Source organism: Streptomyces sp. R28 (assembly GCF_041052385.1).
In the GTDB taxonomy this organism is placed as follows: domain Bacteria; phylum Actinomycetota; class Actinomycetes; order Streptomycetales; family Streptomycetaceae; genus Streptomyces.
In genome coordinates, this window is sequence record NZ_CP163439.1 from 37,643 (window position 1) to 60,197 (window position 22,555).

General features: G+C 66.3%; 21 protein-coding genes and 4 pseudogenes. 7 read left to right on the plus strand and 18 right to left on the minus strand.

The genetic code is table 11. From position 1 onward, the window contains the following. Positions 1–304 precede the first annotated feature (304 nt). Together AB5J49_RS00145 and AB5J49_RS00150 are read left to right on the plus strand one after the other, a co-directional pair. Positions 305–778 carry a hypothetical protein gene (locus tag AB5J49_RS00145; RefSeq protein WP_369166399.1) on the plus strand — a complete coding sequence of 158 codons (474 nt, stop codon included), beginning with the start codon at positions 305–307 and terminating at the stop codon, positions 776–778. Positions 779–820: 42 nt separating this feature from the next. Further along, positions 821–1,048 (plus strand): hypothetical protein, encoded by a 228-nt coding sequence (locus AB5J49_RS00150; protein ID WP_369166400.1) that lies wholly within the window; start codon positions 821–823, stop codon positions 1,046–1,048. Between the two features lie 101 nt (positions 1,049–1,149). Here AB5J49_RS00150 and AB5J49_RS00155 read toward each other — a convergent pair whose 3' ends face one another. From AB5J49_RS00155 to AB5J49_RS00165, 3 genes are all read right to left on the minus strand, one after another. Beyond that, complete coding sequence (locus AB5J49_RS00155; RefSeq protein ID WP_369166401.1) at positions 1,150–3,507, minus strand: glycosyl hydrolase family 18 protein; 2,358 nt, start codon at positions 3,505–3,507, stop codon at positions 1,150–1,152. Next, a complete protein-coding gene (locus tag AB5J49_RS00160; RefSeq protein ID WP_369166402.1) occupies positions 3,477–4,262 on the minus strand; it encodes a glycosyl hydrolase family 18 protein in 786 nt (261 codons plus the stop codon). Before AB5J49_RS00160 ends, AB5J49_RS00155 begins: the two co-directional genes overlap by 31 nt. Before the next feature lie 202 nt (positions 4,263–4,464). Then, positions 4,465–4,689: a hypothetical protein gene (locus tag AB5J49_RS00165; RefSeq protein WP_369166403.1), complete on the minus strand. Its 225-nt coding sequence runs from the start codon at positions 4,687–4,689 to the stop codon at positions 4,465–4,467. A 639-nt stretch (positions 4,690–5,328) separates the two neighbouring features. On the opposite strand from AB5J49_RS00165, the gene AB5J49_RS00170 reads away from it, so the two are divergent. Next, positions 5,329–5,481 carry a hypothetical protein gene (locus tag AB5J49_RS00170; RefSeq protein ID WP_369166404.1) on the plus strand — a complete coding sequence of 51 codons (153 nt, stop codon included), beginning with the start codon at positions 5,329–5,331 and terminating at the stop codon, positions 5,479–5,481. 104 nt (positions 5,482–5,585) lie between these two features. On the opposite strand, the gene AB5J49_RS00175 is transcribed toward AB5J49_RS00170, so the two are convergent. The 5 genes and pseudogenes from AB5J49_RS00175 to AB5J49_RS00195 form a co-directional block, all read right to left on the minus strand. Continuing rightward, a complete protein-coding gene (locus tag AB5J49_RS00175) occupies positions 5,586–6,179 on the minus strand; it encodes an isochorismatase family protein (protein WP_369174995.1) in 594 nt (197 codons plus the stop codon). Positions 6,180–6,452: 273 nt separating this feature from the next. After that, positions 6,453–6,698: a hypothetical protein gene (locus AB5J49_RS00180; protein ID WP_369166405.1), complete on the minus strand. Its 246-nt coding sequence runs from the start codon at positions 6,696–6,698 to the stop codon at positions 6,453–6,455. Positions 6,699–7,069: 371 nt separating this feature from the next. Continuing rightward, entirely contained in the window at positions 7,070–7,513 is a 444-nt protein-coding gene (locus AB5J49_RS00185; RefSeq protein ID WP_369166406.1) for a terpene synthase family protein, read from the minus strand. A 343-nt stretch (positions 7,514–7,856) separates the two neighbouring features. Then, positions 7,857–8,282 carry a hypothetical protein gene (locus AB5J49_RS00190; RefSeq protein ID WP_369166407.1) on the minus strand — a complete coding sequence of 142 codons (426 nt, stop codon included), beginning with the start codon at positions 8,280–8,282 and terminating at the stop codon, positions 7,857–7,859. 4 nt (positions 8,283–8,286) lie between these two features. Beyond that, positions 8,287–9,085 (minus strand): annotated as a pseudogene (locus AB5J49_RS00195) (IS5 family transposase). Between the two features lie 188 nt (positions 9,086–9,273). Between AB5J49_RS00195 and AB5J49_RS00200 the strand changes: the two are divergent. Further along, positions 9,274–9,510: pseudogene (locus AB5J49_RS00200) on the plus strand (response regulator transcription factor); the annotation flags it as partial. On the opposite strand, the gene AB5J49_RS00205 reads toward AB5J49_RS00200, so the two are convergent. After that, complete coding sequence (locus AB5J49_RS00205; protein WP_369166408.1) at positions 9,503–11,032, minus strand: DUF5605 domain-containing protein; 1,530 nt, start codon at positions 11,030–11,032, stop codon at positions 9,503–9,505. The pseudogene AB5J49_RS00200 and the gene AB5J49_RS00205 overlap by 8 nt on opposite strands. 525 nt (positions 11,033–11,557) lie before the next feature. Here AB5J49_RS00205 and AB5J49_RS00210 point away from each other — a divergent pair. Next, positions 11,558–12,238 carry a recombinase family protein gene (locus AB5J49_RS00210; RefSeq protein ID WP_369166409.1) on the plus strand — a complete coding sequence of 227 codons (681 nt, stop codon included), beginning with the start codon at positions 11,558–11,560 and terminating at the stop codon, positions 12,236–12,238. Between the two features lie 32 nt (positions 12,239–12,270). On the opposite strand, the gene AB5J49_RS00215 is transcribed toward AB5J49_RS00210, so the two are convergent. From AB5J49_RS00215 to AB5J49_RS00245, 7 genes and pseudogenes are all read right to left on the minus strand, one after another. Further along, positions 12,271–12,414, minus strand: a complete 144-nt coding sequence (locus tag AB5J49_RS00215) for a hypothetical protein (RefSeq protein ID WP_369166410.1) — start codon at positions 12,412–12,414, stop codon at positions 12,271–12,273. A gap of 982 nt (positions 12,415–13,396) precedes the next feature. Continuing rightward, positions 13,397–13,539, minus strand: a pseudogene (locus AB5J49_RS00220) (DnaA/Hda family protein); the annotation flags it as partial. 228 nt (positions 13,540–13,767) lie between these two features. Further along, entirely contained in the window at positions 13,768–14,628 is an 861-nt protein-coding gene (locus tag AB5J49_RS00225; protein ID WP_369166411.1) for an RNA polymerase sigma factor, read from the minus strand. A gap of 780 nt (positions 14,629–15,408) precedes the next feature. Beyond that, a pseudogene (locus AB5J49_RS00230) lies at positions 15,409–16,129 on the minus strand (IS5 family transposase). A 508-nt stretch (positions 16,130–16,637) separates the two neighbouring features. Then, positions 16,638–16,823: a hypothetical protein gene (locus AB5J49_RS00235; protein ID WP_369166412.1), complete on the minus strand. Its 186-nt coding sequence runs from the start codon at positions 16,821–16,823 to the stop codon at positions 16,638–16,640. Positions 16,824–17,023: 200 nt separating this feature from the next. Continuing rightward, complete coding sequence (locus tag AB5J49_RS00240) at positions 17,024–17,455, minus strand: hypothetical protein (RefSeq protein ID WP_369166413.1); 432 nt, start codon at positions 17,453–17,455, stop codon at positions 17,024–17,026. Between the two features lie 78 nt (positions 17,456–17,533). Next, positions 17,534–18,553: an RHS repeat domain-containing protein gene (locus AB5J49_RS00245; RefSeq protein ID WP_369174996.1), complete on the minus strand. Its 1,020-nt coding sequence runs from the start codon at positions 18,551–18,553 to the stop codon at positions 17,534–17,536. Between AB5J49_RS00245 and AB5J49_RS00250 the strand changes: the two genes are divergently transcribed. Beyond that, positions 18,535–19,302, plus strand: coding sequence for a transposase (locus tag AB5J49_RS00250; RefSeq protein ID WP_369166414.1), 768 nt, complete (start codon positions 18,535–18,537; stop codon positions 19,300–19,302). The two genes, AB5J49_RS00245 and AB5J49_RS00250, sit on opposite strands and share 19 nt — an antisense overlap. A 143-nt stretch (positions 19,303–19,445) precedes the next feature. Here AB5J49_RS00250 and AB5J49_RS00255 read toward each other — a convergent pair whose 3' ends face one another. Continuing rightward, a complete protein-coding gene (locus AB5J49_RS00255) occupies positions 19,446–19,835 on the minus strand; it encodes a hypothetical protein (protein ID WP_369166415.1) in 390 nt (129 codons plus the stop codon). Between the two features lie 152 nt (positions 19,836–19,987). Between AB5J49_RS00255 and AB5J49_RS00260 the strand changes: the two genes are divergently transcribed. Continuing rightward, positions 19,988–20,662 carry a DUF402 domain-containing protein gene (locus tag AB5J49_RS00260; protein WP_369166416.1) on the plus strand — a complete coding sequence of 225 codons (675 nt, stop codon included), beginning with the start codon at positions 19,988–19,990 and terminating at the stop codon, positions 20,660–20,662. 186 nt (positions 20,663–20,848) lie between these two features. On the opposite strand, the gene AB5J49_RS00265 is transcribed toward AB5J49_RS00260, so the two are convergent. Then, a complete protein-coding gene (locus tag AB5J49_RS00265) occupies positions 20,849–22,054 on the minus strand; it encodes a DUF4241 domain-containing protein (protein WP_369166417.1) in 1,206 nt (401 codons plus the stop codon). Between the last annotated feature and the right edge of the window lie 501 nt (positions 22,055–22,555).

Below are 22,555 nucleotides of genomic sequence, written 5' to 3' on the forward strand. Positions count from 1 at the left end.
TCGACCTTCAAGACCACAACCACCTCGGCGCCCGCGGGCCGAACAACGCTGCGGATCGTGCACGCCTCCCCGGTCGGAGTGGACCCGAACCCCGGCGCGCATGCCCGGGCACCGATCTTGGCGCCCACTTGTGAGCCGGTCGGCCCTTGGCTCCAACTGGCCGGCCACCTAGTAAGTGCCCGATCCGGTGATCTGCTGTGCAGTGACCACCTGGTTCGGTTCTCGGCGGCCGAAGGCCGCCGAGAACCGCCGTGGGGTGACCTGAGCGCTCAGATCGGACGGTGGCTGGTCGGGCTCAAGGCCGGTGGTTCAGAGCCCGGGTCAACTCTCGATTGGCAGCTCACGCCGCCTCCAACTCCTCTGTCCGTTCGTCGACTTCGCCCTGCTTGGCGGTAACCTCCTGCTCAAGGAGAGCGATGCGACGTTGGAGCTGGTCGATGTCGACGGGAGCACCGAGGCCGGATTCGGCCCAGACGGCATCGCCGAGCTGGGAGGACAGGCGGCTCTCCAACTGCCGGACCCGTGCCGCGAGGCGCTTGTTACGTTCCAGCGCGTTCGCGAGGTCGGTTTGCAGCGAAGTTCGGCTGACCGCCGCGACCCGCCCCTCCTCAGCGGGGGTGTTGGCGGCGGCGTGGACGCGTTCGAGCAGGTCACGATGGCGATAAAGGAAGGTCCGATCGACTCGGGCGGCTCTGGCGAGACCGGAGACGGTGATGTCCCCGCCGCTCTTGGCGGCGGCGTCGATGGCCTCACGTTCGCGTTCGGGCTGGGAGTCTAGACACGGGGCGGGGCGGCGTGGGTCGACGAGGCGGGGCCGGGGATGGTGGACGCCGCGGCGGGCCTGCTGGCCCGGCTGCGCCGTCTGCACCGCGACATCACCCTCGTCTGGGCCGACGGCGGCTACACCGGCGGCCTCGTCGGCTGGTGCCGGGACAAACTTGCCCTGACCCTGGAGATCGTCAAGCGCACCGACGGCATGGAGGGTTCGTGGTGCTGCCGAGGCGGATGTACCGTCGTCACGGCGGCGCCGACGCGGCTCGCCGCGTAGGGTTCAGGCCGATTCGGGTGCCCTGGCGGCGACGCGGTCCGCCCGCCGTCCCCGGTGTGAACACCGGGGACGGCGGGCGGAGTTGAGCGATGACGCCAAGATCAGGTCGGGTCGCCCTCGTAGTCGGGCCGGATGGCGAGCTTCTTCGCGTCCCAGAGTTCGAGGGTGCGCTTCAGGCAGTCGTTCTCGGAGGCCACGTCCATGGCGAGTTGCTGGCCGATCTCGTTGTTCCGCTCGTCCGCCTTGTTGTCCGCGTCCGTACCCGGCCTGCCGGCCTCGTGCGCATTGCCCATTTCGGTCGCGAAGTCCTTGCCCAGCCTCTTGGTGAGCATGCACTGCCAGAAGACGTGACGGACGGAGTTCTGCTTCTCCGGGTCCGTCATGTGCTCCACGACCTTGTACACCTGGATGTGTACGCCGATCCACGGGTAGAGCTTGTCCCAGTTCTCCTGCCTGCGGATGACGTCGAATTCCTCCTTGCTGATGTTCTTTCCGATCAGCGCCACGCTCTCCAGGATGCCGTCGAACCCGTTGCGCCGGACTTTGTCGCCGATCTTGCTCACGATGGCGGCGACCGTGCCCATCTTCTCCGCGCTGTCCTTCTTCCTGACGGCGTTGTAGCCCATCCCGACAAGCCCCGCCCCGGCGACGGCGACGGTCAGAGCGGTGGTGATGGCCGCCTCGGGAATGAGGACCACGGCGATGGCAACGCCGAGGAATGCTGCGAGGATGTCGCCGCCGATGCTGCGGGGGGCGATCCCGCCGGCCCCTCCGTCCCTCCGGCGGGCGGTCTCCAGCATGGTGTTGTAGACATCCTTGCTCGGAACCGTGTTGCACTCGCAGTGGAACTTGGCGTCGGAGGCCACGCTCATGGTCATCGTCCAGTCGCCCGCCTGCGGATCCTTGACGACCACAAGGCGCACCGAGTCGCCGGACATCTTGACGAGTCGACCGGCCTCGTCGACATCCTTGTCGTACGCGTTCCCGTCGGGGTCCTTGAGGCTCATGACGACCCCGTCGGGGAAGTCTACCGATTCGTCGTCCTTCGTGACCGCCGCATACAGGAACGGCGCATCCACACCGATGGTCATCGTGTTCGTGAGGTTGAACCGCTCCACGTTGTCCCAGCCGTCCGGGACCGCAACGCTGCTGACCTGGCAGTACATGCAGTCGTTCTCACCCTGTGACTGCGTCGTGGGCGCGGGTACCGGGCTCAGCTCGTCGCTGACGTCGAAAATGCCCCAGAGTCCGCCGACTCCCTTGTCCTCGATCTCCGTCGGCTCGTCGAAGTACTGGCCCGCGATGAGCGCCGGGGTCTGCTTCGCGGCCTCTTGCCAGTCGTCGCTGAGGGAGAGGCCCCACAGCCGCGAGGCGTACCGTGTGTACCCGTCGGGCGCCCCGTCCTTCTCTTCCACGTGACCCCAGAACCAGTCCGGGACGTCGTTATTGTCGAGGACGTCGAACTCGCCCCAGAGTCCGAGAGCGCCCTTGTCCACAATGCGCGTCGGCCGGTTGAAGTACTGCCTCTTGACCACGGCCGGACAGTTCTGGGCGACGCTCTTCCAGTCCGCGTCGTCGGGTATGTTCCACAGCCGGGCCGAGAACTGCCGCATGCCGTTGTCTTTGGTGCCGTCGTCCTGGAACTGCAGGGCGCTGGTCGCGTGCCCCAGGAAGCCCATGGAGTCCCACAGGTAGGAATTGGCCACCGGGACCGGCGGATCCGTGATGGGCGAGGACTCGGGGACCTCGTTGCCGGAGGCGAGGTAGAGGGCCTTGATGATGCTCTTGCCGTCTTCCCATACGTCATTGGAGAGTTCCCAGATGATGACGCCCTTGGCGCCGACTCCCTTGAGGAACTTCAGTTTGCTGACGGCGGTGTCCGGGGTCTCGAAATAGATATTGTGGGCGTACGGGTACTCGCCCGGAGGAAGGGGTTCGGCGAGCTTGGGGCGGGGCGTGCTCCCGTCCACCTTGATGTTCGCGTCCTCGGCGTCAAGGGCGTCCGGGAATTCGTCCAGGATTTCCTTGTACCGAAGCACCTTGTACCCCGGGGGCACCTCACCGGTCAGGTCGTCCGGCTCCTTGGCCGCGGCGAAGTCATAGCCGTAGACCGGCACGCCGGCGGCGATCTTTCCGCGGTCCACTTCCTGTCCCTTGCCCTGCCAGTTCAGGAAGAGCGGATTCGTCCAGTACCAGAGGCAGTCCTCGACCGACAGGATCGGATTGTTCTCCACAGCGTCGCCCCCCGGGGCGTCCGAACCAGCGCCCGCCCTGGCCCCCGGCCAGCCGCCCTGCTGTTCGCGGAGGTACGACTCCAGATAGACATCCGCCTCACGGATCTTCGCCGTGTCCTTCCCGCGGATCTTGTGCAGGGCGGAATGCGGGCCGACCGGGGACTTGTCCCACGACCCGGTGAGGTCGTAGGTCATCACGCCCACCCAGTCGAGGTGTTCGGCCATGTCCGGGTCGTAATTGTTCCCGTACCACGACGTGCCGAAGACGCCGCCGACACGATCTTGTCGGGCATGGCCTCCTTCAGCTTCTTGGCGAAGAGAGTCAGGCCCCGCCCCGCGGGATGCGGGCCGTCGCTCTTCATCCGGCCGCCCTGATCCCCCTGGCCGGGCCGGCCCCACCAGCACTCTAGGTCGAGATCGACGCCGTCCAGGCCGTTGTGGGTGACGTAATCCACGACGTTGCGCACGGCCTGGTCGAGCTTCGGCGAGGCCGGGTCGGTCCCGACGGCCGTCATCAGGTCAAGGAACGCGAAGTCGTTCGCGCCGCCCAGCGCGACCATGATCTTGGTCCCGTACACGTTCGCGGCTATGAGCACGTCCGCGAGAACGGCGCCGATCTCCCGGACCGACTTGGGGTCGAACGCGCCGGACTCCTGCTCGCTGAACGTCAAGAACGAAATGATGCCGTGCGTGATGTACTGATACATCTCGCCCTTGCCGTAGTCGAATCCCTCCTCTTTCCGCCAGGTAGGGATGTACGCGATGATGTTCGCCCGCTCGGTCTCCTTGTGCGGAGTCCTGTCGTAGAGCTCGTCGAAGAAGCGCCAGCCGTTCTTGTTCGGATCCCCCACCCCCGGCTCGTCGGCCCAGAAAGCGGCACGGAAAATGTTGCCCTTGTATTTGGCGACGGCTCCGGTCTTGTAACCGCTGGGATTTTCTTCCCACTTGGGTACGTCAGGGTAGTCCGACGAATTTCCCACTTGAACTCACTCCCGGTGGTGCGGTGCGTGCGGTCATGGCCAGCCAACCGGAGACTTCCTCCCCGTCCCAGACCAGAATCAGCCCCGCTGCCGGCTGTGAAGAACGTCTCCGCTGGCGCGCCGACTTGAATCGCTCGAGTGCAATGACCTGACACTCCAGCTGCCAGGGCTTCGGCATAGTCGTGTGATGTCCGGTTCGTGATCACCTGAGGCCGAATAGTGCGAGCGGGCGTTTCGGGTCGCGGGAGTTGGCGCGGAGTGCAGCGGCGATGTGGGTGCCGGCGATGCGTAAGGCGCCGATGGCGAGGTTGCGCCAGGTCGCCATGGTGCGGGGCGCGCTGCCGGTCCGAAGCTGTGAGGCGTCCTCGGCGAAGGTGTTGTCCCTCACGTGGTGCAGGGCCTCGATCTGACAGTGCGAGCGAATCATGTTCGCGAGCTGAGCGGGTGTGGCCTGCTCGGTGCTGAGAAGCCGTATCTCAACCGATCATGGAACGTGCGGGTCGAACAGGTTTCCCGCCGGGGTGATCTTCCCGGTGTACGCGCATGAAGACAGGGCCTCCCGGTAGCTCGGGGATGCGAATCTGACCGAGCAGTGCCGGGAGGCCCTGGTGTCGTTGTTGTACGCGCCCGAACCCGTTCAGTTCAACTCGGCTGCTCCATCGTGTGATTGCCTCGCGCACGTGTACGGCAACGCGGCCGACCATCCCGACCGGGTTCGCCGGTATCCCTCCGACATGACGGACGCGGAGTGGGCGGCCGTGCGGCCGTTGCTGCCCTCTCGGTTGCGTACCGATCTCCGCCACTCCCCTTCCCGGTCCCGGCCGGGCGACGGCCGCAGCTGGCTGCCTACTGTGGGCGCGTGACGACGCCTTCCGATGACACTGCCGGGTCTGAGCCGGTGCCCGTGCGGGTCGTTCTGCCCGCCGACCCCCTGCTGGGGACTGAGCCGCAGGAGGTCGTCGCACGGCTGTGGAAGCGGCGGCAGACGGAGACAGGCTGGTAGGGCTGCCGTCCTACCGAGTTCGTGAGGACGGCGACGTGGAGGCGGCGGAGTCACCGGGTGTAGGTGCGCGCCCCGGAGCATGTGCGGCGGGTCGACGGCGTCGACTACGACCAGGTCGTCACCGAGAAGTTGGAGCGGTCGCCGCAGTCGGTGGTCCGGGATGTCCTCGGGGAGCGCCGGCCTTCGGGGTGGGTGCTGGCGAAGGGTGCGCGGTGAGCGCGGCCCGGATCAGGGTGTCCTGCACGCGCCGGACTGCGATGAGGCACCACCAGGCCCACCGCAGTCCGGGGTCCAGTCCCGCGCCGGGCCTGGTGCGGCGACTACTGCGGGACGGGTGCCTCGCCGGATACGGCGATACCTGCCTGGTGGAAGTCGTCCACGGCTGCGGCTGTCGTGGCCGGGGCGACTCCGACGGAGTAGTCCAGGCGTACCCGTGCGCGGAATCCGGCCTTCACGGCGTCCAGCGCGGTGGCACGCACGCAGTGGTCCGTGGCGATGCCCACCACGTCGACGTCCTCGACCCCGCGGGCGCGCAGCCAGTCCGCGAGGGGGGTTCCTTCTTCGTCGGCTCCTTCGAAGCCGCTCTTGGAGGCGCTGTGGGCGCCTTTGTAGAAGACGGCGTCGACTTTGCCGCCGGTGACGGCGGGGGCGAAGTGGGGGTGGAACTCGCTGCCCTCGCCTCCGGCCACGCAGTGGACGGGGAAGCTGTCCTTGAAGTCCGGGGTCTCGGAGAAGTGACCTCCCGGGTCGATGTGGTGGTCGCGGGTGGCTACGACGTACTGGTAGTCGCGGCCCGCGCTCTGCTCCACCAGGTCGGCGATCTTGGTCGCGATCCGCGCGCCGCCCGGTACGGGGATACTGCCTCCTTCACAGAAGTCGTTCTGCACGTCCACGACGATCAAGCCTCGGCTCACCATGACCACCCTTCATCACGACGGAACAACCCCCCGCGTTCTACCGGCCCTCGCACTTCCCCGGGGGACATAGGCGGCTGAGCTCACCCGCACGGCTGAGGGTCTTCACCGCCGGAGCGATTCGCACCCGCCGAAGGCCAGGCCATGTACGGGGCCGGTGCCCCCCTGCCTGGTGTCATCGCACCGCCGTCTCCGGGCGGCCGGCCAGCGGCCCCGCCGCCCGGATGTGGCGGGCGGAGCAGGTCAGTTAGTGAACTGCCGGACAGTCCCTAACTACCGCATGTCCGACGTGCCGACGCCGTCGATGCCAGTGATGCTGGCGCTAGGGGCGAAGGTGTTGCTCTGACCGCTCATGAACGAGTCACCAAACACCGACACGACTTGATTGACTGATTCATCGCGGTTTTGTCCTCCGCTGTCTCCGAGCCCCAGGACGCTGGAAGCGTTGGCCGTGCCTGTGATCGTCAGTGTGGCCCCGGCGAGGGCGAGGGTGGTAAGTGCACGCTTGGTGGTGTTCATGTGCTGATAACGACCTTGCGCATGTGTAGTGACGACCATCCGACAAGCACTTCAAGCCCACCGGGACGGACCGATCCGTCGTCAGGCCCGTCACGCGACCCGTCGGACACGCCCTAGGAACGGGCCGGTCCGAGGAGCATTTGGTAGTAGCTCGGGTTCTCTTCCCTCGCGGTGTACTCGACGTCCCGGAAGCGGTCCGTCCATAGGTGCCACGCCAGACTCCCCGCCATCCAGCGGGCCATAGCCTCGACGCACCGCTCCAGATACGCCCACTCTTCGTCGCTGCAGTCCAGCTCCTGGCGAGCTGAAAGCAGTTCCTCTCGGGCCAGCTGAAAGTCCAGGTTCCGCCGATCAACCATCGCTGCGGCCTCCTACGCCGCTTCGGGCCAGGTAAGGGACCCGGCATGACGGAGAATGGCCACCACGTTGTTCACATCTCCCCGGGCGTAATCCTTGTTGAGGGAGAAGATGTCGTTGGTCCAACACGTGATGTCGTTGGCCGCCACGCGGAGGTTCTGGCACAGGTCGCTGGTGACGATGCGCTCGGGAAGACTGCCGCCCTGAGCCACTTCGATCAGGTCCCAGCAGATATACACAGCGCCCACGATCCGCCGGAAGGGGAGGTACTCCTCGAACGGCGGGGGCTCGCAGAACCGGCGATTGGCGATGTCACGGTTGTAGATCGCGACGTACTCGCACAAGTGGTCAGTGAAGCGCTTCCGCCATCCCTCGGACATTCGCGGGGCGGTGCGGGACCATATGGCGGCCAGCGTGCGGGTCACCACGGTCGTACGGCGTGGTCGGGCCGCTGACATCCCCGTTGCGCCCCCTCGACCATGCCCTGGCTGGAGTTGAGGATGAGGGAGGTGCGGGATGGGCGCCGCGGACGCAGCCGGAGATCAGGGCGCGCTCTGCCGGTTGCGCGTCGGTGGGGCCGCCGTGCCCGGCCGCCGTCAGCGCGGCGGCGTCAGGCGGGCAACGTCGGCAGGTGAGAGATCGGGGCGGGCACGGTGTAGGCGAGCGGGGTGGCGCCACCGTCCGGAGGCGTCACGGGCGACGTCGACGCGGACTTCCACCACCAGCTCGGGTTCCACCAGCGTGACGTTCAACGTCTCCCGGCTGCCCCACCCGGCGGAGAACGACCAGCCTGTCCAGGGATCACCGTGGCAGACTGGTGGGAGCGGCGAGTGTGCCAGTGACCGCGCCGATAATCGCGTCGGTGGTCTCGCGCACCTTGTACTTCCGCCACCCGCGCACCGAAGGCTCGTACACGCTGTCCAGCCGCTTGAAAAGCACGCCCTCCATCCCGACCGACGTCCACGTCAGCCACTCGCGCACAGTGTCTGGGTCGGTGGTCGACGGGCACAGTGCCCATGGGGCGGACAGCCGACGGGCGGCGAACACGGATTCAAGCGCGGTCCTGCGCCGGCGATACGGCCAGCTGGTCGTGTCGGTCCCGGACAGCCGCAGCAGATCGAACGCGGAAGCGCGCGGGTTCCCGGAATCCTGAACGTTGGGTAAGCCGGAACCTGCGCGCCAGCTGATGGCTGCGGCGATCCCACGCGCGGGTTCCGGCTTAGACATCATCTCATTTGGTGACTCTGCGGTAGCAGATGAGGGTGCAGGCGATACTGGTGAAAGCCAGGAAGTGCTCGGCTCTGCGCTCGTAGCGGCGGTGCAGTCGGCGGCATCCGGCGAGCCAGGACATCGTGCGCTCTACGGTCCAGCGGTGCAGGCCAAGGCGGGTCGAGGACTCGATGCCCTTGCGGGCGATGCGGTGCCGGATGCCGCGCCCGCGTAACCATCGCCGCAGGTAGTCGTAGTCGTATCCCTTGTCGGCGTGGAGCTTTGCCGGCCTGCGCCGCCGGCATCCGCGACGAGAGCGAACCGGCGGTATGCCCTTCACCAGCGGGATCAGTGCCTGGCTGTCGTGGAGATTCGCCCCCGAGATTCCGACGGACAGGGGCAGACCGGTCCGCTCGGTGACCAGGTGGATCTTCGACCCGTATTTGCCCCGGTCTACAGGATTCGGGCCTGTCAGATCCCCCTTTTCAGGGCCCGCATGTTCACCGAGTCGATCGCGCAGCGGGACCAGTCCAACTCGCCGCGGGAGCCGAGCTCGTCAAGGACCAAGCGGTGGAGCTTGGCCCACACCCTGGCCTTCGACCACTCGGCAAAGCGCCGGTGAGCGGTCGCCCCCGACGCCCGAACGACGCGGACGGCAGCTGTTGCCACGTGCAGCCCGACATGGCCACGAACACGATCGCGGCCAATACCTCCCGGTCACCGTGTCGACGCCGACCGCCACCCTGAGGCCGCGACGGAGCCTCCGGAACCACTCGCTGGAACAGCTCCCACAACTCATCCGGCACCAGCCGCTCAACGATCGAGACCACGACCGACAGCCTACCGATCCAAATGAGATGACTTCTTAGTGGTCTGTTCCGGAAGTCCTTCAGGGGTTGACTTCGGAGTCGGGGCCGTGTGTGGCTGCGCCAGATGTCGGGGGTGGCGAGGTGGAGGTGGAGGTGGCAGGCGCAGTCGAGGGCGTCTTCGCAGCGGTCGCTGCTCCGCGCCTTTGGCGCCCCCGGAGAAGCTCCAGGACCTCACTCCGCAGGAACGGCAGGTCACCGCCCTGGCGGCCGAAAGCAAGTCCAACCCGGAGATCGCCAAGAAACTGACCCTCAGCGTGCTGAGCATCCGTACACGCATTCACCGCGCCACGACCAAGCTGAACGACCGCGGCCGCGCCCAACTCGTCGTCATCGCCTGTCAGACCGGCCTCGTCCAACCCGCGCCACGGGTCAGGTGAGCACCGACGGTGCCTCCCCGGATTCCCCCGTGTCGGCGTCGTCCGGCAAACGGGTCAGACGGACGGCCATGTACGGGTGACCCGGCAGCTCCACGCGCGCGCTGGAGTCCGCCGTCACGCCGACACGGTCGATCGTCATGGCCCACGTGTCGATCACGTCGATCGCGTAGCGCCCGTTGGCGGGCACGCTGATGTCCCGGAACCGTGGGCGGTTGAAGCCGAAGTAGATGAGTTCGCACGCGTCCTGGACCCCGCCGCGGGGGGCATCCCAGTCGGAGGGCAGGGGGTCGAAGACGCTGGTGGGGGACTCGCGGATGATGCGGTGCAGGAACGCGATGCGTTCAGGGCTGGTCCCGGCCAACTCGCCGCCCTTGGACCACCACAGTTCCTCGGCGTCGTTGAGGTAGGTCTCGCCGTGCTGGACGTACCCGCCACGCACTGCGCCCTCCCAGCAGCGCCGCACAAGTTCCTCACCCGTGAGGTTCCCCCAGCCCTGGTCGATGTCGCCTTCGTACCCGCACTCGTCGATCACGATGGGCTTGCCCCACTGTTCCCGCCAGGTGTCGGTGTTCTCCGCGGTGCGGTAGACGTCGACGCGCTGGATGCTGCAGTGGGTGATCCACGGCTTCGCGTAGTCGTAGAACGGGCCGCAGTTGTGGATGGAGGTCAGGTGACCGAGCGGGTCCTCTTCGGCCACGATGCCGGCCAGACGCTCCCAGTCGGCCTCGCTCTTGGCCTCCACCAGGTCGTACTCGTTGGCCATCGACCACCACACGTTCGACAGCGCCGACAGCCGCCGGACGGCGTACCGCGTCAGCCGGTCGTCGGCGTCGCGTCCGAGCTGGGCGAAGCCCCACCGGTCGTAGGGGTGGAAGAGGACGACGTCCGCCTCGATCCCCAGCTCCCGCAGCGCGCGCACCTCCTCCTCGAAGCGGCGGAAGAACCGGGGGTCGAAGCGGGTGGTGTCCCAGCCGGCCGCCACAGAGCCGGGGAACGGGTACAGCTCGGGCTCGTCGGTGTTGTAGGCATACGCCTTGGGCAGCAGGCACATCCGCACCTTGGTGAAGCCGCTTGCCGCCAGCGTGCGCCGGGTTGCGGCCCGCAGGCGTTCGACCTGGTGCGTCCAGGCGTACGCGGTGGTTCCGATCGGCAGGTACCGGGTGCCGTCGGCGTACGCGAAGTGATGGCGCTCGGCCACCCGCACCGGACCGTGGAGGCCCGGAGCGGCCGGCCCGGTCAGGAAGTCGCCGGAGAGGCCGTCAAGCGAGCGTGCGGTGGACGATGTGACGAAAGTCCAGGATCCCTCGATGTCGGGCATGAATCGGATCCGGTACGTTCCGTCTCCGTCGTAGAAGCCGCCGACGCGCAGCTCGCGCTGCCCGTCGCTGAATGTTGCGCCGAGTTCGACATCGGTGAACGGGTTGCCGTGTGACGGTCCGTCGAGCTCGATCTCGAACACGTCCCATCGAGCGCAGTGCTCGTCGTGACGTATGCGGGCAGTAGTCTCGACATGGTGATCCATAAAACCCACGATAGTGGTCTGCGTCGTAAGTCCTTCGGGGGTTGATCACGTTTCCGGGGCGGTGGAGGATTCTTCTGGGTGATCGGCGGTGTACGCCCGACCCCACGCCCACAGAGGCTCCAGGCTGAATGATGGATCGTCGGGCCCGGTGCCGATACCTCGCCTCCTAGCCGGGTACGGGTGGTGGATCGTCACCGGGTTGCGGGACTAACTGGGGGGGTACCGCAGGGCGCGGTCCCGACGCGGATAGACCGCGCCTCACCCGCCATACCTGGGAGTTCAACGTGAACGGTCTCGACGCCCGCACCGCCGTGCTGCTGCTGGCGGGCGCCAGCAACACGTACGCCGTCGCCCCACTCCACAACCTGCTGCGGTGCCCCTGTCCAACAACCGATCGGTTGTTGGACAACGGCGCCCGAACGCCGACACGCCGGGCGGCAACCCGCTTCAGGTGTCCAACAAGGGTGTTCAACAATAGAGGGCGTCCAGGAACGCCCTGCAGCCCTTTTCTGTACGGTGCCGTGCATGACGACTACCGCTGAGTGGGCGGACGCTGACAGCCCGCTGGAATCCTTCCCTGCGACCTTCTCCGGGGCCCGGGTCGGGTACGGACGCGTCTCCACCAAGGGACAGTTGCTCGACCGCCAGATTACGGTGCAGGAGGCGGCCGGCTGCGTGCGAGTCTTCACCGACAAGAAGTCGGGCAAGAACGCGGAGCGCGAGGAACTGTGGAAGTGCCTCGACTACCTCCGCCCCGGGGACACCCTCGTGGTGCCCTCCCTCGACCGGTTGGGTCGTTCGATTCAGGATCTCATCTCCATCGTCTCCGGCCTGCGGAAGCGCGGGATCGACTTCCAGTCTCTGCACGAGTCGCTGGACACCACGACCCCGGGCGGCCGCCTGGTGTTCCACGTGTTCGCCGCGCTCACGGAGTTCATCCGGGAACTGATCGTGCAGGGCACTCACGAGGGGCTGGCGGCGGCGCGGGCCCGCGGGGAACGCATCGGCCGGCCGCCCGCGATGACGGAGGAACAGGTGCGGCACGCTCGCGCCCTGCTGACGGACCCGGAGAACACGATCACGTCGATCGCGAAACTGCTCGGGGTCTCCCGTACGACCCTGTACAAGTACGTGCCCGAACCGAGGGTTGGCCGCGACGCACTCGTGTCCGGCGACCGGGGTCCGGCCCTACCTGGACCCCTGTGACCATGTGGCACGTCCCTCCGGCCCCTCCCCGGTTATCGGATCAGGGAGCGCAACACGGGGACGCTGACGCCCCCGCCGGTCAGTCCGGCGAGGATGGCTCCGGCCAGTGGGCTGCCGCTGAGGAAGGTGAGACCTCCGCCCACGCAGCCGATGAACAGCGCTGCCAGGAGTACCACCGTGGTGTGCACCGTAAGGAACGGGGGCACGTCCGCTGAAGGCACAGCGGGGCGATGTCCTAGGCGTGAGGTACGTTCGTTCATGGGTCTCCTGTCTCGATCACAGCGGTATGGGACCCGACGACAGGCGAGAGGGAGATCCAGCGGGTGGCGGCAGCTGTAGGAGGCGGGCCGCGCCCGAGGATCTCCCTTCGTCATGCGAAGGGTTGGCGCACCCTCGAATCTAAGGCACGGGGCTGACAACCGCGGGAGGTCATGGGGTTGTGATCGCTCAACTCAACGCAGTGGAGGGAGAATTATGAGCACGCCACTGACAATGATGCGGCGAGGAGCGAAAGCCGCAGTTCAGCGGGCATCTGCCGCATTTAACTTGTCGCCGTTCAGTTGGACGTGCGCGTGACGGACCTCACGATCACGACGTGTCATGCCTGTGGGGAGCCGAGCCGATCTACGTCTTGACCGGGGAGCACTTCTTGCCGGGCCCCATCACGTACGTCTTGTACTTGCCACCCTTGGCCACGCAGTTCGCGCCGCGCTCGATGTCGACGTTGTTCACCAGCAGCGCCTTGCGGTAGTCGCCGACGTACTCGAAGTCAACAACCCAGCACTACGCGGACGCCAACCCCGTGAAGGCCTTCTACAGCTTGATGAACACCTCGACCTTCTCCACGATGAAGTCCGGCACCGGCTTCAGGAACACGACGACGGCATCGTCCGCGGATCTGTCGCCCTTGCGGTTACGGAGCGCGCTGTTCACGGTCGAGGCCGGGTGAGGTCGATGGTGCCGAGGGGAGACGCGACGATCGAGCCGCTGACAGAGCCTCGGCCGGAGTCGCCCGAGATGCCGTCGTTCTTGGCCCAGCTGTTCTTGAAGCGGTTCGTGAGTTCGGTGACCTGGGGATGTAGATGTAGCGGGGCTCGGCCATCAGCGCAGATCTTGCGGTCTGCGTGCATGACGGTCGTACTGAAGGTAAGGGCTGAGCTCCACCTGCGTCGACTCCTTGCCCGTCAGGAACTGGATGTCGTCGACCATCAAGATGTCCATCTCCCGGTACCGCTTGCGGAAGGTGTCGCCCTGTCGTCCCGGATGGAGTTGATGAACTCCTGGGAGCTCACATAGCGCAGGTGCGCTCGCTGACCAGTTCGGTGCCGTCACTGTTACCGGCATAACTGTGACACCGGAGAGCCCACTGATGCGGCTCCGACCGTCCTCCTGATTGCCCGTCACGGGGCTCTGGGCTCCGGAGACGGGGAGCTTATCCGGGATCTATGGGCCGGATGCCTCCGCCGGGCATCGTGCTGCCCGGCGGCGCGGTCGCGAGCGGGACGCCTCCCGCGACCGCGCCGCCGGGGTCAGCGGAGGGCACTCGCCGCTCTTGCCCTCAGCATGGGGCGCTCCCCCATGATCTTGACTTCGGGCAACAGCACCCACATCTCCTTGCCGGTTGCCTCGTGGCGACACACCAAGATCGTTTCCCCTGTGGAGCCGTACCAGGGCGACACCCTCTCCGTCCTGAACGTGATCGCATCGCTCATCACCAGCCTCTTGATCTTTTGGACCGTCTCGCTCCGGTCCATGTGGTCCCGGATCGCCCACAGGTACGCCAAGTCGGACAGGAGGAAGATTGCGAGGTGCGAGCCCCCAAGCATCGGCACCAGCGCACAGACGACGATGATGGCCACGCCGGGCGTCAGGTAGAGGGCCAGCATGCCGACCGCCCTCGCGACGTGCACCGCGACCGTACCCGGGTGCCGCTTCATCAGCTGCGCCGTCTCCTGCTGGGTGAAGTCGAACATCTTGGTCGCCACCACCGCCGCGCGCTGTTGTTCGGGCAGCCTTCGCACCGCGTCCCGGACCACGACGCGATCGGTGACGACGGCACCGACATCCGGGCCGGGCGAGGCATCGGGGTTCTCCTCCCGCTGGTGCGTGGCCTCCCACTCCCGCTCCTGGTGCAGCCGCTCTGCCCGGTGCCCGACCTCGCGCCGCAGCGCGGTGTAGAGGTAGGCGCGCGGTTCGCGCAGCACCTGCGGGGTGCGCAGGGCGTTCTCGAACACCATCTGCACCAGGTCCTCCGCGCCGACCACGGCCTCGGGGATGCCGCGGACGCGCAGCAGTTGGGCAGCCTTGGCGGTGAACTCCTCCCGGTGGGTGAGGTACAAGGCAGCCAGCGCCGCGGCGTTCTCCGGCCGGATTTCCACGGTCTCAGTCACGGCTCTCCCCCCGCTTCCCCCGGACTGCGCCGGCTGCAGCTCCCCTGGCACGGATGATCTCGGCCTTTCCCCGGGCCCGGTTCCGGTAGGCCAGACTGTCCAGCAGGGCTCTGACCCCGGGCAAGAGCACGGCGGCCGCGAACAGCGCGATGGCAACGAACTCCACTGAGCAACCTCCTCCAGTGTGCGGCTCCTCAGCGCCCCAGGGCGGGGCCGCGGCCGTACACAACTGGAGAGGACCCAGGCGCCGGTTCTCTTGACACCTCCTCCAAGATTTTTTTCCGGGCGTCCGTCATCTCCCGCCAGGCGACGGCTTCACGGGCGGGTGCGAGCTCGTGGTTGCTCCGGCGTGCGTCCGGGACGGGTTGGTCGTTGTCGTCAGTGGAGGGCGTGACGACGTCCGCCTCCCCTCTTCAGGAAGGACCACGAGCATGGCCGGTGCCCGGATCATGACGGCCGAGCAGGCGCGAAGCCTCTTCGACGGCGTGGCCGTCGACCGGATGCGTACCGAGGCGGAGCGCTGGCACGAGTTCCTGCAGGCGCGGTTCGAGCAAGCGGAACGGCGGCCGAAGTACCACCGGATGCTCGGCGAAGGCGTACGGCCGGCTGACCGTGCACCTCGACCACTACGACACCGAGCAGGCGTTGGAACAGCTCGACTGGATGCGGGGGGGGGAGGCGCAGTTCTTCGCCAACCACCCGGAGTTTCCCTTGGGAGAGGCCGACGCGGAGGCGGCATGCCGTGGTGGCGTCCCAGCCGCACGCGCCCGGGGGTAGAGGCTACCGTGCCGCCTCCCGGACGGTCGCGGCCGGATCCGAGTCGCCGGTCCGCAGGCACCGGAAGCCGTGCAGCCACGCGAAGCTCCTTTCCACGCCCCAGCGGCAGGTACCCAGGCCGGTGCCGTGCAGGGTGCCGCGGCGGGCGATCGCGGGCACGATCCCGCGGGCGCGGACCTGGTCGCGGTAGATGTCGTGGGCGTAGCCGCGGTCCGCGAACAACGAGTCCGGCTTGCGCCGGGGACGCCCGACCCGGCCGCGGACCGGCGGGATCGCATCGAGCAGGGGAAGCAGCTGAGTGACGTCGTTGCGGTTGCCGCCGGTCAACAGGACCGCAAGCGGAGTGCCGTGCCCGTCGGTGATCAAGTGGTGCTTCGAGCCGGCCCGGCCCCGGTCGACCGGCGAGGGCCTGTGTGCTGCCCCCTTTTAGCGCCCTGACGTGGGAGGAGTCGACCACGCAACGGGACCAGTCCAGACGTGAGGCCGCGTTCAGCTCGGCCAGCAGGACCTCGTGCAGCCGCTGCCACACGCCGGCCCCGTTCCAGTCCCGCAGCCGTCGCCAGCACGTCATGCCCGAGCCGAAACCGAGTTCCTGCGGCAGGTACTCCCACTGGATTCCGGTGTGCAGCACATACAGGATCCCGCACAGCACCTCCCGGTCCGGCAACGGCTTACGGCCCGGATACCGGAAGCGTCGCTCGCGCTGCGGCAGCAGCGGTTCCATGTGCTCCCGCAGTTCATCCGACACGACCCACGGCGATGTCCCCACACCGCACCGAACGCTCAACTCCCGCCCAGGGCACGGCAACCAGGACCGATCCACCTCATTGTGTTAGCCGTTGTAAGGGCCGGGCATACCCACCATTTTAATGAGACCTTTCGATTCCCGTTGGAGCTGCCCCACTTTCGAGATTCAGACAGTCTCGACGCGGAGAAGGTGCAAGCCCGAGAGCGCTGCGATTCTCTCCTCCGGCGCCTTTTTCCATAGTTGACGTAGACGAGAACTTGGTAGTCGGAAAATCCTGGTTCCGCATAGTCCCCCTCCTTGTCGGGCAAGTGCCGCTCGACAGAGATCTCCATTCCCTCGCTGTCGCGATTGAAGAAGTACTCTGCACCCTTGAACGAACTCTCCCTAAGGGTGAATTCAGCGTCCAATGCCTCACCGATCAACCGTGCAACATCAGCGACAGAAGACCCGTTTGATCCGAATAGCGCGAATCGAGACGACACCATCACTCCTTGTAGATCATTCCGGTCGGATAATGATACTCGGAGCCCTGCCGATCGAAACGTCGGCCGGTGTCGACTCCCCCTTCCAGGGCATTCAGCTGCTGGCCCCGGCCACCCTGCTGTCCTTCGACGTCGCCACCGGCTCCCTGACCCAGACCGGACTTGCGGGCTGTCTCGACCAACAGCACGGCGCCAGCCTGCGAGACCACCCCGCGACCACCGCCCTCGACACGGACACACGGGTAGGACCCGATAGTCTTCTTCACCTGAGAAGTGCCTCCGGCTATGGCAGGAAAAAGGATCTCGACAATCCTCATTCTTGCTGGTCAGAGGCACTTTTCGCTTACTTGATCACCCGCTGGACACCGCACCTCGTGAAAGCGCGAGGTTAATACGGCAGGTCGGAGATCTCGTAGCCGGTTAGTCCAAGCGCTCCGACTGCGGGAAGGATCCTGGCGAGATACCACTCAAAGTCGACATAGTCGTCAACATCTCGGCGATAGACAGTATCCACCCTAGGGTCCAGCAAGATCCTATGGCCGGCAGACAGCAAAAGGAAGGAGCCTCCGATACCCGTCGCCTCCCAGGTGAGGATTACAGCGCAGGCTCCGTGGGATTGACGCGCTTGCTCCATCTCGCCAATAACAGCAGAGTCAGCACCGAGAGCCTTGTTCTCCCAATCGGTCATATCGGACTCCACGAGGTAGCTAATACCTCCACCGTCATCCAATCTCCAGCCGCCCCGTACCAGCGATCCAATAATATCTGGCACGGAAATCGTGTCACCGAACTGGAATTTGATACTGACGTTCCTACTCATGAAAATCCTCCCAGTCGCTCCTACCGGAGGGATGCACGTCGGCATCCCTCCGGAATCCATCTTACCTACCGAATCACCCTACCCCCGCGGGACAACCTCCCATTCAAACCCCTTCTTCTGGAAGTAATTCTGCATGTTCTGCGGGATCGGATTCTCAGAGACCACCCGGAAATCTGCACCATTCTCCACCGCAATGCGACGCGACTCGCCAAGTTTCGACTTGAATCTGAGCATTTCGTCAGCGTCCTCATTCAGGCGCTCCCAGTATTTTCCACTCTTTGCTTCATACCACACCTCCCGGGAAGATCCTTCAGGGGTGTAGCGGCCGTCGAATTTCCTTTTCCCTACTTTAAATCCGGGCTTTCCGTCCGAACCTGGCTTTCCACCGAAGCGGTTCATTAGAGCCACTTCGTAGGCGTCCCCACTCAGTTGTTGCACACGGCCTTTGGAAAGAGGAGCCTCTGGCCCACTCGGACCCTTTTGCCCGGGTCGACCGCCAGAACCTGGACCAATCGGAGCAACCCCGATCAACATGTTCTCGCAGGGATATCCAGGGTTACATACAGGACCCTCAATAGCCCACCGAATGAATTCCCTGAGGCCGAATTCTGGTTGCGGACCATGGAAGGTATCGCGATTGTTTCCCAGGTTCAGATGGACATCGACGTTTCCGATGCAGTGCCCATAAGCGCATGACAGGACTTGCCCGTCGCTGTTCCACATGGTCTGCCCGGAGCTGTCGGTGCTCGCCGTCCCCCCGGCGTCGTAGAGCTCCGGATACTTTTCTTTACGCTTCTTCTCGTACTCTTGGACAGCATCGACGCTGCCGCAGGGCCCATCTTGCATGCACACCCCAAGCCCGGAAGGATCGCTCGTGGTCACCGGGGTGTTGTTCGCATAGACGTAGCCGTTGAGTGACTGGTGCTGGTCCAAGGTGAGCAGCGGGTCGATGCTGATGAACTGCCCGATGCTCGGGTCGTATTCACGCGCACCGACGTGGGTCAACCCTGTCGAATCGTCGGCCGGCTTGCCTAGAGGTTGTCCCGTAACCGGTGGGGCGGTTGGTGCGTTGGCGGGGCATGGGTGGGGTGATCTCAGCGGATGATCCGAAGTGGATCGAGCCGTTCTCCGGGCTGACCGAGGTGCAGTTCGCCAGGCTGGTGGCGTTGGTACGGCGTCGCGGTGGTGACGTTCAGCGCGGCCGTCCCTGGCGGCTGCCGCTGGAGGACCGGGTGTTGCTGGTGGCCACGTACTGGCGCACGAACCTGACGTTGCGGCAGGTGGCGCCGCTGTTCGGGGTCTCGAAGTCCGCGGCCGACCGCATCCTCGATCACCTCGCACCGCTGCTGGCCCTCTCGCCGGCCCGCCGGCCGCGCAAGGACACCGTCTACATCGTCGACGGCACCCTGGTGCCCACCCGGGACCGGAGCATCGCCGCCTCCAGCAAAAACTATCGCTACTCGACCAACCTGCAGGTCGTGATCGACGCCAACAGCCGCCTGGTCGTGGCGATCGGCCTCCCGCTGCCCGGCAGCCGCAACGACTGCCGAGCCTTCACCGAGTCCGGTGTCGACCGGGCCTGCCGCGGAGCCCCGACCATCGCCGACGGCGGCTACCAGGGCACCGGTCTGCTCATCCCGCACCGCAAACGACGCGGTCAGACGCACCTCAGCCCACGGCAGGAAGCGGAGAATGCCGTCCACCGACGGGCGCGAGCGCGGGTGGAACACGCCCTGTCCCGGCTGAAGAACTGGAAGATCCTGCGGGACTGCCGGCTCAAGGGCAACGGCGTTCACCAGGCCATGCTCGGCATCGCCCGGCTCCACAACCTGGCCCTCACCGGATAACTCACGCCCCATACGGGACAACCTCTAGATGATCAATTCCAAGGGATGCCTGCGGAGGGTGTGGGATGGGCGGTGGCCGAAGCCACCGCGAGACGGTCAGGCGGCGGGCTGCCGGCCCTGGTTGTCGAGGTGGCAGCGGGCGGTCAGGCGTCAGGGGCGACTTCGGGGTGCGTGAACCGCACGGGCTTGCCCAGCGACCGGGCGTAGGCGATTTCGGCTCGGGTGCTGTCTCCGATGTAGTCGCCGACTACGAGCACCTCATCAGCGAGCCGGATCTTCGCCCGGTGCAGATCGTCGAGTCGAACCTTCAGCGCCTCGGCCTCGACAGGATCGGACCAAAGTTCGTGCGGCGACTTCATGTCACAGCCCGGTTTGACGATAATCTTTCCGGCTTTGGTCTCCCGCAGATCGGCCTCGTTCATCTCGGTCATGAAGCGGGTGGAGCCGCAGATCACGACGATACGCGGGAGGCTCAACAGCTTCTTCGCGGCGGCGAGCTTCTCCTCGGGGGTGAGCAGTTGCGGGTATGACACTGGTTCCTCCTGGTGGTGTGGCGGACCTGACCGGGCAAGCCGAAAGGGCCCGTGGACAAGCCTCCCCCGAACGGGGGCTTGCCCAGGTCATCCCGTCGGCGCTGGGCTGGACCTCGCGGCCGAAAATCCCGGTCGCGGCGAAGGAGGAACGGGTGCGCAGCTTCGAGACGGGACAGACGGTCGTACGGCGCGACGTGCACCGCCCCGGCCACGTGTGGAGCGAGCACGCACTGCGCGTCGTCGCCGACACGAGCGAGGCCCTGGTGGCGGCCTGTCCGCCAGGAGCAGAGACCCGCTGGCCCGCCCTGTACGTCAAGGCCCGTGGGGACGGCGACCGTGCGGTGCGCACCGAGGCGTTCGACGCGATGGCGAGTGGCGTGGGGGAGCTGGCGGCCGCGGTGTGGCAGGAGACCGAGCTGCTGCTGTGGAAGCCGCCGACGGCGTGGTTCAGCGTCAACGCCTTCTACACCGCCGGCGGGCTGCGGAACTGGTACGTGAACTTCGAGCGCCCCACCACTCGGACCGGCGATGGGTTCGACACCTTCGACCTCACCGTGGACCTGGTCGTCGACCCCGACCTGACCAGCTGGCAGTGGAAGGACGAAGACGAGTACGCGCACGTCCGGCGGCTCGGAATCGTCACCGACACCGAACACCAAGCCGTGGACGCTGCCCGCGACCAGGCCCTCGCGATGCTCGAGGAACGCTCTGGCCCGTTCGCCGACGCCGCCTCGTGGTCGGCCTGGCGGTGGAACCCGGCCTGGCCCGCCCCGACACTTCCACGCCCCGCGGCGGCCGGACAGAGGGTTGCACTGACAGGCGGCTGAACCGTTGGCTGGACGGTTGCCTCCAACGGGGGACCGAAGGTGGGACGGGAGGTGGGAGCCCACCCAACCGGACACCCTCCATTCCGGCAGGTCAGCCCCAGTGGGCAAGCCGCCCAAAGACGATGACACCTCTTCCCCACGCGACAGCCGAAGCAGTGCGGCCTCGCGCCGATGGTCGGCGGCTCCTTACTCTCCGCCGTCGGCGGAATGGAGCTGGAAGTCGACGACGACGCAACCAACCTGTCCGGCATCGGTGCGGCCGATCCAGACGGGATAGGCCCCGTCGCCCCGGCCGGCACGGAAGGCGATGAGGTTCGGCTCGGGCTCCGTGCTGGGCAGTTCGACGGTGAAATGGCTGTCGAGGGGTATGAACAGGTCCTCGTCCAGCTGGTCTTCGATCACCGTCCGAGTCGCATCCATGAAAGCCACTGTGCCGGTATCCACGCCAACCCCGTAGAACTGGCCCTCGCCGAGCAGCCCCAGGTCCTCGTCGGGCCGGAGGGCCATTTCCCACTCGCGGGGCGGGATGTCCAGGAACGTCACCCTGGCCGCAGCGACACCGGCCCCGCGTGTCGTGCGCAAAAGCGACAGCGTGACCGGGAACTCGCCCGGTGGCACAGCGACGGTCCGCGGGGTCTCTCCGATCCAGCCGGGGTCCGAGACCGCCAGCTGCCCTGACGTGATCCGCAGCAGGCCGGCGTCAACGGGCTCGACGACGGCCGGCCCATCCGGAGTGTCGCACGCGCCCGGACTGAACAGTTGCTCAATTCTGGCGGCACGCAGCGGTCCCGATCCTTCGTCCACCGACACGTCGCTCAGGACTACGGTCGTGGCGGGCTTGTGGCCCTGCTGGGCGAGGAACGGCGCGAACACCTGCCAGTCGCCGAATTCCGGTACGGGGCAGAGGAAGCTTTCGACGGGCGCCGGGAACCGCCGCACTGGGACGTTCGACGGGCCGGATGTTCGAGCGTGCAGTGGCTCCGTCGACGCTCCCCTCGGCCCGGCGAACTCGGACCTCACCTCGACCTGCCCGTCGGCCGAGACGGTCGTGGTCTCCTGAACATCCCACTTCCCGGACGAGTGCTCCTGCTCGTTGGAAAACTGCCATCGGGTGTTCCGGTGAGCCAACAACATCCCTGTGCTGTGCGGCTTGAGGTCGATCATCTGCATGCGCCAGGACCTGTCGTCGAACAGATACACACGCCACATCCGGCGCGGCCAGTATTCGACCAGTGCCAGCGGTCGCTCCCGCGCGGACAGCAGAACCGCGTAATCCATCCCGGCAGCATGTCTGCGTGCCGCGACCGCGCGCGACATCGGGTCCGGATGGGTCATTCCCCGCTGGGAACCCCACATTTCGCCGTACGACACATCAAGACTGTCGAAGATCACAGCCGCGCATCTCCCCCCGTGCCACCAGCCGCCCCCGAGCAGTGGCGCTCGACGGGTGACCCTGCCGCATCGCCCTGCCCTTCCGGAGCCTCGTTGTGCCGCCAGTCTGCCACTGAGGTGTGACACAGAGGATTGTGGGAGGCCAGCAACCTGGGGTTACCGACGAAATGGGCCGCCCCAGGTGACGAAACACAGTCGGTTCGGCGGGCACCATCGGTGATGCGTACGTTCGCGTCAGCGCCGACGCTCAGGGGCGGGAACGTGGACACTCCTGCGCAGGAATCCAACCCGGCGGAAGCCACGTTACGGCTGGTCAACGAATTCCGTCAGTTGCCCACCCGACCCGGCGAGCTCGTCAGGTTGCGCTGGGTGTTGCGCCGGATGTTGCGCTGAGCGTTGCGCTAGGTGTTGCGGGACCTGTAGATCCCCTCTCACATCTGTGCATCTCAGTAAGAAGCTGTTGTCTTTTCGATCTTGAGCGGTGGCAGTCGAACGCGGGTT